Origin of the sequence: Mesorhizobium sp. B2-5-7 (genome assembly GCF_006440875.1) — a bacterium.
GTDB lineage: Bacteria > Pseudomonadota > Alphaproteobacteria > Rhizobiales > Rhizobiaceae > Mesorhizobium > Mesorhizobium australicum.
Window position 1 is genome coordinate 599,843 of the sequence record NZ_VFUO01000005.1, and the last position, 8,911, is coordinate 608,753.

Annotated in this window: 4 protein-coding genes; 3 read left to right on the forward strand and 1 reads right to left on the reverse strand. The window is 60.2% G+C overall.

Going from position 1 to position 8,911, the window contains the following annotated elements:
* The first annotated feature begins 616 nt into the window (after positions 1-616).
* The 3 genes from FJ543_RS32230 to FJ543_RS23915 all read left to right on the forward strand — a co-directional run bounded on the left by FJ543_RS32230 (position 617) and on the right by FJ543_RS23915 (position 4,509).
* On the forward strand, positions 617-1,039 hold the full coding sequence (locus tag FJ543_RS32230; RefSeq protein WP_140877669.1) for a metalloregulator ArsR/SmtB family transcription factor: 423 nt from the start codon (positions 617-619) through the stop codon (positions 1,037-1,039).
* 367 nt (positions 1,040-1,406) lie between these two features.
* Entirely contained in the window at positions 1,407-3,176 is a 1,770-nt protein-coding gene (locus FJ543_RS23910) for a type I secretion system permease/ATPase (protein WP_281405333.1), read from the forward strand.
* Positions 3,163-4,509 carry an HlyD family type I secretion periplasmic adaptor subunit gene (locus FJ543_RS23915; protein WP_246678869.1) on the forward strand — a complete coding sequence of 449 codons (1,347 nt, stop codon included), beginning with the start codon at positions 3,163-3,165 and terminating at the stop codon, positions 4,507-4,509. The genes FJ543_RS23910 and FJ543_RS23915 overlap by 14 nt, the downstream gene beginning before the upstream one ends.
* Positions 4,510-4,608: 99 nt before the next feature.
* Here the strand turns inward: FJ543_RS23915 and FJ543_RS23920 are convergent, their stop codons facing one another.
* A complete protein-coding gene (locus tag FJ543_RS23920; RefSeq protein ID WP_210243716.1) occupies positions 4,609-8,865 on the reverse strand; it encodes a calcium-binding protein in 4,257 nt (1,418 codons plus the stop codon).
* Between the last annotated feature and the right edge of the window lie 46 nt (positions 8,866-8,911).

Here is an 8,911-nt window from a genome sequence, read left to right on the forward strand (position 1 = left end):
TGTCGACGGAATATCTGACGTGCTGGAATTCGTGGAGTAGCGCGAAGGCGAGCGCCAGCGCGACCAGATCGAAGGCGGCCATATGTTGCGCGTCGCCCAGCCCGTCCCGGTCTGGGGTCGGTTTTGGGCACGTCGGCCGGCCAATCGATATCGGCTGTCTGTTCGGCCGCGATGAGGGATTGCGCGCTGGCGATGCGCTGCCTGTAGTCAAATTCGAGGGGCCACTGTGCGCGCCGCCTTCGATACCGCGGTCAAGATGCGATAGGCGCCGAACACAACGTTGAGGGAGCCGACGCCTACGAGGCAATCGCCACCTACGGTCAGAACACCTCCTTTCGCGCGCTTTGCCACCTGCTACAGAACTGCGCTGCCGCCACCAGCGGCGAGGACAGCATTCGTCTTCCTCGGATCGAGACCATGCTTCGCGGCATGTCGTGCGGCAGCGACGCGCTCAAGCTTCTACACGAGCGCCGAAACGACTTCGCACACGACGTCAGCGGCCCCACTTAATTCCGGACGACGACAGATAATTCCGGACATCACACCGTCCTTTAGCATATGCTTGACTAGAGAAGCGTCGTAGTGCTTCTGCTTAGCTGGGGTCGGATGCACGTGCATGACTGCATATGTTAGACAAGGTCTTGTGGAAATCGGGGCCAACCCTGCTCCGCGGCGGCGTCCGACCAAGCGCCCTTCCTTCCCCGAACAGGTGGCGGTCGCGGCGCGGTTGCTTGCTGCCATCGCCAACGACAAGCGCCTGTTGACACTCATTCATTTGATGGATGGCGAAAGAACGGTGTCAGATCTGCTCGCCCCAGTGGGCTGCACTAAGCACTCCATTTCGCTACATCTAAGAGAGCTCGTCGAACATGGAGTTCTCGAGTGCCGCGCCGAAGGCTCCTGGCGGTACTATTCCTGCAAGTCCGAAGAAGCCAAGGCTATCATCAGGTTGCTTGATGATCTGGCCAGAAATAATGAGCTTCCAGCATTCCCATCCGGGGTTCCGCAGCGACCTTGCAGAAAGAGGCGATCAAGGTAGGCCGTCCGATTGGCTTGACAACGAGCGTTCCCCAACGAGTTGCGAGCGCGTTAGAGAAATCGAAACACACCATGGGACAAGCTTGATCAAGGCCGGAAAAAAGGTGTGGTCACCGCGCGCAGGAAGGGTAAGGACATCAGGTTTGTCGAGCCAGTTGATCGAGAGCCTGATTGATGCGTGCGCGCAGCGGCCGGCGAGCATTCCTCAAATGCATCGATTTTTGGTGGCATAAGCGCCTCAGTCGGCGTCGGCCCTCTTTACTATGGCTCTCAAAAGAATCGCTGCCGATAGCGTGATACCTCCCAATCCTATATAAAGACTGTCTAATGTGATGCTTGTCCTGCGGGGGGAAAGGCGATTCTCGGGGATGTCCGGTTATACAAACAGAACGGTGCTATCGAGGAGCGTGGTCGAAATGGGCCTCTTCTCCGCGGTCATGAACACCCTGGTGTTAATTCTGCCTCTCTACATGTTGCAGGTCTATGATCGCGTCTTGCCTGCGGCCAATCTGGATACTCTCACCTACCTAACATTGCTTGCGCTTTCGTCGCTCTTGCTCTTCGGCGTGCTCGAAGTCGTGCGGGGTGTATATGCAAGCCGGCTCGCGGCGCGACTGGATGTCTCTTTGGGCACATCGTCTTTTCTCGCTGCAATGAGTGGCCCCCGAGCTGGGCTCGGCGATGTCCAGGCCTTACGTGACTTGGCAACCCTGCGGGGATTTATCGCCTCGCGAACCATTTTCTTTCTCTTCGATCTTCCTTTTGGGCCCATCTTCGTAGGGCTGCTTTATTTCATCCACCCGTTGCTGTTTCTTGTAACGGTCGTCGGGGCGGTTCTCATGGTTTTCATCGCCGTAATGAACCAAGTCGCCAGTTCGCGGTCGGGCAAAGAGGCGGCAGAGAATCTAAGCGGCGCAATGAATTCGGCACAGGCCTTCGCGCGAAACTTCGAAACCGTTCGCGCACTCGGCATGGTTTCCAATGCGATAGAGTTCTGGGGCGCCCGTTTTTCCGGCTCTCTGCACGCTTCCGATGGGCTCGCTCGGACCAATGCATTTTATGGCGGTGTTTCTCGAACGACGCGATCAATATTGCAAATCGCGATATTGGGCGTCGGTGCTTATCTGGTTCTGCACAACGAGATGACCGCCGGTATGATATTTGCGTCCTCGATGATATCCGCGCGCGCCTTGCAACCTCTTGATCAGATCATAGGAAGCTGGCGGCAGATCATCGACGCCAACCTTGCTTGGAAGCGGCTTTCAGCTGTACAATCGAGGTCCGGACCAAAGGAAAATGTCGCATTGCCAACGCCCCAAGGAGCGTTGAGCGCGGATCAGTTAGTCTACCATCTTCCAGGTTCGGCTGACGGCTCGCTACCGCTGATAAAGCGGGTGACCTTTGAAGTCGCCGCTGGGGAAACAGTCGCGATCGTCGGGCCAAGCCAGGCTGGAAAATCGACTCTGGCGCGCCTCATCGTCGGTGCCGTCGAGCCCCGCTCGGGGGTAATCCGCATGGACGGCGGCGATATTCGAAACTGGGATCCGGAGGAGCTTGGCCGTTATATTGGCTATCTTCCGCAGGATGTAGAGCTTTTTCCAGGAACCATTGCTCAGAACATTACGCGTTTCGAGCCGGATGCGCCCGACGGGAAATTGGTTCAAGCAGCTCAACAGGCCCAGGTGCATGAGCTCATCCTAGGTCAGAGGGATGGGTATTCGACGTTGATCGGCCCGACCGGCGTTCGGCTTTCGGGTGGCGAGCGTCAGCGCATAGGCCTTGCGCGCGCCTTTTACGGCGATCCCAAGCTATTGGTTCTCGACGAGCCCAATGCAAATCTCGATTCCGACGGCGAAGCCGCTCTCGAGCGGGCGATCATCCAGGCCCGTTCACGAAAAACGACCGTGCTCGTCATCACCCACCGGCCCTCCCTCGCTTCCAAATGCGATCGCATCCTCATGCTTCGAAATGGTCAGGTCGAGATTTACGGTTTGACCAAGAACGTCCTCGACCAACTTGCCCAGCGACGGGGCCAAGCGGCAGCGGCGGCGGCCGCTCCGTCGCATGACAATGAAGGAGTGGTGCCTTTCCCGTCACCGGCTCGCGTCGACATAAAGGTCGCCAATGATGGTTCCTAGCCAAGCCATTCAAGCGCACGCCAAGGTGTATCGCTGGCAGCGCAATGTCGACACACGCACGAATCGGATCACGCTGGCCGGCTATGGAAGCGTGGCCGTTTTCGTGCTCGGCTTCGGCTTCTGGGCGGCCACCGCACCAATCGGGGGAGCGACGATCGCGCCGGGTGTGGTGGCTGCAGCTGGGCAAAATGTCATGATCCAGCACCTCGAAGGAGGCGTGGTCAGCAGCATCAAGGTCCGGGAGGGCGACAGGGTCTCAAGAGGCCAAGCCCTGATCGTGCTCGATCCGACGGTCGCGCAATCCCAACTGAACCGCGTTCTAAAGCAGTGGGTTGCACAAAAAGCCGAAATTTCGCGGCTCGAAGCAGAGCGGGACGGACTTGTGAAAATTGTCTTGTCCAGTGACCTCGGAGCATATTCGGGGGCTTCCGAATATAGCGATGTCTTCGGAGAGCAAAGCAAGGAATTTGAGGCGCGGCTAGCGCGTTACGCCGCGGAACAGGGGATTCTGAAGCAACGGGTAGCAGCACTTCAGGATGCCATTGTTGGGCTCAAGGCCCAAAAGGAGGCCGCGGAAAACCAGCTCGCAATCGTCAATGCGGAAACCGAACGCAAAAAGCGTCTGCTGGAAAGAGGACTGACAAATCGTTCGGAATACACAGATCTTCTACGCAGCACCGCCGACTTGGTAGGCCAGGCAGGGTCTCTAGAGGCGCAGATCGCCAGTTCTGCAACCCAGACCGTCGAAGCGCGTCAACAGATTGAACGGCTAACAACCAGCCGGGTCGAGGATGCCGTGACCGAGATGAACAAAGCACGGGCACAGGTCGCGGACCTGGAGGAACAAATCAACGCTGCTCGATCGGTCCTGGACCGGACGATCATCCGGGCGCCGGTGGACGGCATCGTCGTTCGATCCCTCTACAATTCTCAAGGCAGCGTCATCAGAGCGGGAGAGGTTGCGATGGAACTCCTGCCGACCACGAACGAGCTCATCGTCGAGGCCAGGATAAAGCCCGAAGACATCGACTCGATCCGGGTGGGGCAGGATGCGAATATGATGTTTACGGCGCTCAATGCGCGCACGACGCCGAAAGTACCCGGAAAGGTGTTCTACATCTCGGCAGACCGGCTGATTACCCCCAGCACGGGGCTGCCTTATTTCACCGTACGGCTGAAAATGGCCGACAAGCTGCCACCGCAGGTCAAGCCCGAGCAGATCTATCCGGGCATGCCGGTCGAGACATTCATCTCAACGGGCGAGCGGACGTTTCTGGCCTACCTCACCAAGCCACTGGTCGATTCGTTCCAGCGGGCATTCCGCGAGAAATAGGCCCCGCCCTGCGTCTTTGATGTCCGAAATTCAGATATGAAGCGGGCGCCGGTTTGATCCGGCGCCCGCTTCACATTGGTCCTTGCGGCCGTTGAACTGTCAGACGAAGTGGAATTCGTCCGGATGATAGCCAACCACGGTCCGGCCAGTGCCATCGTCGGCTACCGTGAAGCTGTCTGCATCGTACGCTCCGATGATGTGGAGCGTGGCATCATGGGTACCATCCGAAACCAGCAGCGTTCCTCCGCTTCCGTCCTGGTTCATATGATAGACGGCGGATGTTGCTGTGCCGAACAAGATGTCTCCGAGGTCCACCTTGTCATCATTGGTGATGCCGGCGATGCTTCCGCTGAAATCGAATGAATCATCCAGCTGCAATGTGCCGGCAGCATCCGCCGCAAAGGCGACGTTGGTGGAAGAGGCTGCGTGAAATTCCAGCTGCGACATGTTGCCGATTATGGCATCGCCTTCCCCGGTGACTTGACCACCTATCACAATGTCACCGCCATTGGCCCAGATCAGTCCGGAATTGGCGACGGCACCATTGACCGTCAGGCCACCCGAACCCGTCGCCTCCAGAATCCCGGAGTTGGCGACTGTGCTGCCGCCAGTGTCGATGACCAGCGCGTGGATGCCGGTGGCGAGGATCGTGCCCTGGTTGTCCAGGGACAGCAGGCCGCCGCCGAGTTGACCGGCGCCGGAGATGGTGTTGTCGACATTGGTCAGGGTGACATCGGCTGCGGTGCCGGAGATCACGTTCGCTTCGCTGTCGGAAAGGACGATCTGTCCACCGCCCTGCAATGTTACGCCGTGCTGGATGAGTTGCAGCAGCGTATCGCTGCCGGTCGAGTCGAGCGAGATGAGGCCGGTATTGTTGACCGTGCCGCTCAGCGGCAGCAATGCGCCGTCGCCGATCGTCATGGTGCCGGCATTGTTGACCACCGGCGTCTGGTCGAAGACGAAATTGCTGCCGGTCAGCGCATTGGAATGCACACCGTCGAGCGTGATCGATTGGCCATCCGCAAGTGTGATCATCGCATTGCCGTTACCATCGTCGGCCATATGCGCCTGGACGTCGGCGAAGCTCGCGAAACCGGAATAGCCGATGAGATCGATATGGTCCGCGGCCGTGTCGAAGCTGTGCACCGTGTCATTGCCAATCGGCTGCGAGAAGACGAAGAGGTCGTTGCCGTGCGAGCCGGTCAGCACGTCGTCGCCGGACCAGGCAAAGATCGGCGAACCCGGCGCGTAGGCTTCGACATTGTCGGAAACCAGCTTGGCCCCCGTGTTGCCATCCGCTCCCGTCCAGGTCTCGGCGATGTTCAGGACGACCGCACCCGCAAACCCGGTTGACGAGGTGATCGCCAGGGAACGCACATCGTTTGTTTGCACGGTCCAGTTGCCGTCGCCATTGTTCGTCCCCGCGTTCAGGCTCCAGCCTGAGGGAACGCCGGTGACCGTGAGCGTGATCAGGTCGTTCGGATCCGCCGAAGGGTCGGTCAGAGCCAGGTTGATGGACTCTCCAGCAACGCCTGCCGGCTTGACATGCGTGTTGGTGATCAGGGTTTGCAGGCTGGTGCCGCCGCTCGTCAGCGTCACGCCTGAAAGGTCGACCAGGATGTCATTTGCGGGGTTCTGGGTTGCCCCGACTTGTTCATAGACATAAGTGTGGGCCACGCCATTGATGGTTGCGGAGAACGCCACCGTCGCACCGGCATTTCCAATATCGTTATTCTTCAAATATTGAACGACTGCCGCAACGCGCGAGGTGTCGGTCCCGTCCAAGCTTAGCGCGGCACTATAGGCGTCCGCGTCGTCGAAGGTAACCATGCCGTTCGAAATCGTATGTGATTTCACGGTTTGACCGCCGATGGTCAAAGTGGAGTTCGCACCGTCAATATTGGTGCCGGTTGCCGCGGCGGGTGCGCCTTGCAAATCGAGGAAATCGGCAGCTCCGACGAAGTCGGTAATGACGTCATATCCGGTGACGGTCCCGGCATCGCCGCTACCGCCGATGATCGCCAAGGACTGCGCACTGTTGATGATAAACGTGTCGGCGCCTCCGCCGCCCGTCATTGTGTCCGCATCGAGCCCGCCGGTAATGGTATCTGCCGCGGATCCGCCGATCAGCACATTGGCGCCGCTTGAGCCGGTCAAGGTCATCACGCCGGACGAAAGGCTCGCGTCGATGTTTTCCATGCCGTCGACAGTGGTATTGGCGGCGGTTGTTTGGTTCGCATTCGCTAGGTTGATCGTGGCTGACGTCGTCTGAATGAGCTTGAGCGTGTCACTGTCTATGCCGGCCGCCGCCGCTGCGGCGTCACCATGGATTACGACCTGCCCGCTTCCGCCGTTTACACCCACCTGATAGACAATTATGTCGTTTCCACTGCCTCCGATGTAGGTGCCACCACCTGCCTTGCCTATGATGATGTCGTTCCCTGCGGCTCCATCGAAATTATCCTTGTTGCCGGTGCCTATCATGATTTCACCAGCAGAGGTCCCGATGATCGTGTTTCCACTGCTACCCCGATTGTCGATAGTGACGGTCGCCACTGGCCCTGAGGCGGTTCCGTCTGTCACTTGGTATTGGAACGACCCCGCCGCATTCGCGTCATCCTGGAACGTAACAAACCCGTTATTGCCCGCACCCTGGGTGTGTGATGTTGTTCCACTTGTAGCGCTTCCGACGCTTCCTCCGAGCACGTCAAGAATGGGGTTGTCTGGGTCCGTGTCGTTGGCGACCAGGGCCCACTCGGGAATATCAAACGACTGATTGTTCCCCGCGCTGGTGATAACGAGGTCGGCCGCGGTTACCGGCGCGTCGTTGGTGCCGTTGATCGTCACCGTCACCGCCTGGATATCGGATACCGCATGATTGTCCGTGCTTTGCACGGTGTAAGTCAGCACCAGTGATTGTCCTGCCGCGAGATAGTTGAACGCCTGGGTGCCCGAGTTGAACGTCCAGCTCAGATTGTGGGTGTCAGCGGGATCCGCGGCAAGGCCCGAGATCGGCGTCACACTCAGCATCGCCAGCAGCTGTGCGTTGGTCAGCCCAAGTCCGGTAATGGCGCCCGAGGCCACGACTGTCGTCACCGAAGAACTCACGGCATCGGTAAGGTCCGAATCATTCACGGTGAGCGTGCCGGATGTCAACAGGCCCGCGTTTGTTTCGGTCAATGTCGCCGCCGCGCTGTCAGCCGTTCCAGTCGCCACCAGATGGATGTCGGGCGCGTCGTTGGTGCCGGTGATGGTGACGCTGACGGTGCGCGGCACGGAACCGCCGTGGCCGTCGAGCACGTTGAAGGTGAAGGTCTCGACCTTGGTCTCGGTAGCGGCGAGGTACTCGACGGCGCTCGCCGCCACACTGTAGTTCCAGGTCACCACGCCGCCCAGGCCGCTGCCCGTGCTGTCGGTCGTGACGCTGGCCGTGAGACTGCCGAGCGCGCCGCCCGAAGGTGTCACGGCGCTGATGCTGTGGGCGTCGGTGAGGTCGACATCGGTGAAGGCAATGGTACCGGTGTCGGTGAGGTTGCCGACCGGGGTGACCAGCTCGGTGACCGCCCCGGTGACATCCGCCACGGCGACGACAGGCGCGTCGTTGGTGCCGGTGATGGTGACGCTGACGGTGCGCGGCACGGAACCGCCGTGGCCGTCGAGCACGTTGAAGGTGAAGGTCTCGACCTTGGTCTCGGTAGCGGCGAGGTACTCGACGGCGCTCGCCGCCACACTGTAGTTCCAGGTCACCACGCCGCCCAGGCCGCTGCCCGTGCTGTCGGTCGTGACGCTGGCCGTGAGACTGCCGAGCGCGCCGCCCGAAGGTGTCACGGCGCTGATGCTGTGGGCGTCGGTGAGGTCGACATCGGTGAAGGCAATGGTACCGGTGTCGGTGAGGTTGCCGACCGGGGTGACCAGCTCGGTGACCGCCCCGGTGACATCCGCCACGGCGACGACAGGCGCGTCGTTGGTCCCGGTGACCGTCACCGTCACCAGCTGGTCAACCGTGCCGCCATGCCCGTCGGCAATCGTGACCGTGAAGTTTTCGGTCGCCGTCTCGCCCTCCGCCAGATACTGCGTCGCGCTGTTGGCAACCTGGTAGGTCCAGCCAACCGTGCCAGGCTCCGTGGTCGCCAGTTCGCTCACCGCGCCCATCGTCAGCGTGCCGCCCAGCGTGTTGGTGCCGGCCGCCACCACGCTCGTGGTGTGCACGTCGATCAGATCGATGTCGTTGAACGCAATCGTCCCGGTGTCCGACAGCGTCGGGTCCGCGGCATCTTCCGTCACCGCCCCCAGCGCATCCGTCGCCGCCGCCGTGATCGTCGGATCGTCGTTGGTCCCGGTGACCGTCACCGTCACCAGCTGGTCAACCGTGCCGCCATGCCCGTCGGCAATCGTGACCGTG

Coding starts and splice junctions, on each gene's coding strand:
- FJ543_RS23910 (WP_281405333.1), top strand. CDS start 1,407: ATGTCCGGTTATACAAACAGAACGGTGCTATCGAGGAGCGTGGTCGAA.
- FJ543_RS23915 (WP_246678869.1), top strand. CDS start 3,163: ATGATGGTTCCTAGCCAAGCCATTCAAGCGCACGCCAAGGTGTATCGC.
- FJ543_RS32230 (WP_140877669.1), top strand. CDS start 617: ATGACTGCATATGTTAGACAAGGTCTTGTGGAAATCGGGGCCAACCCT.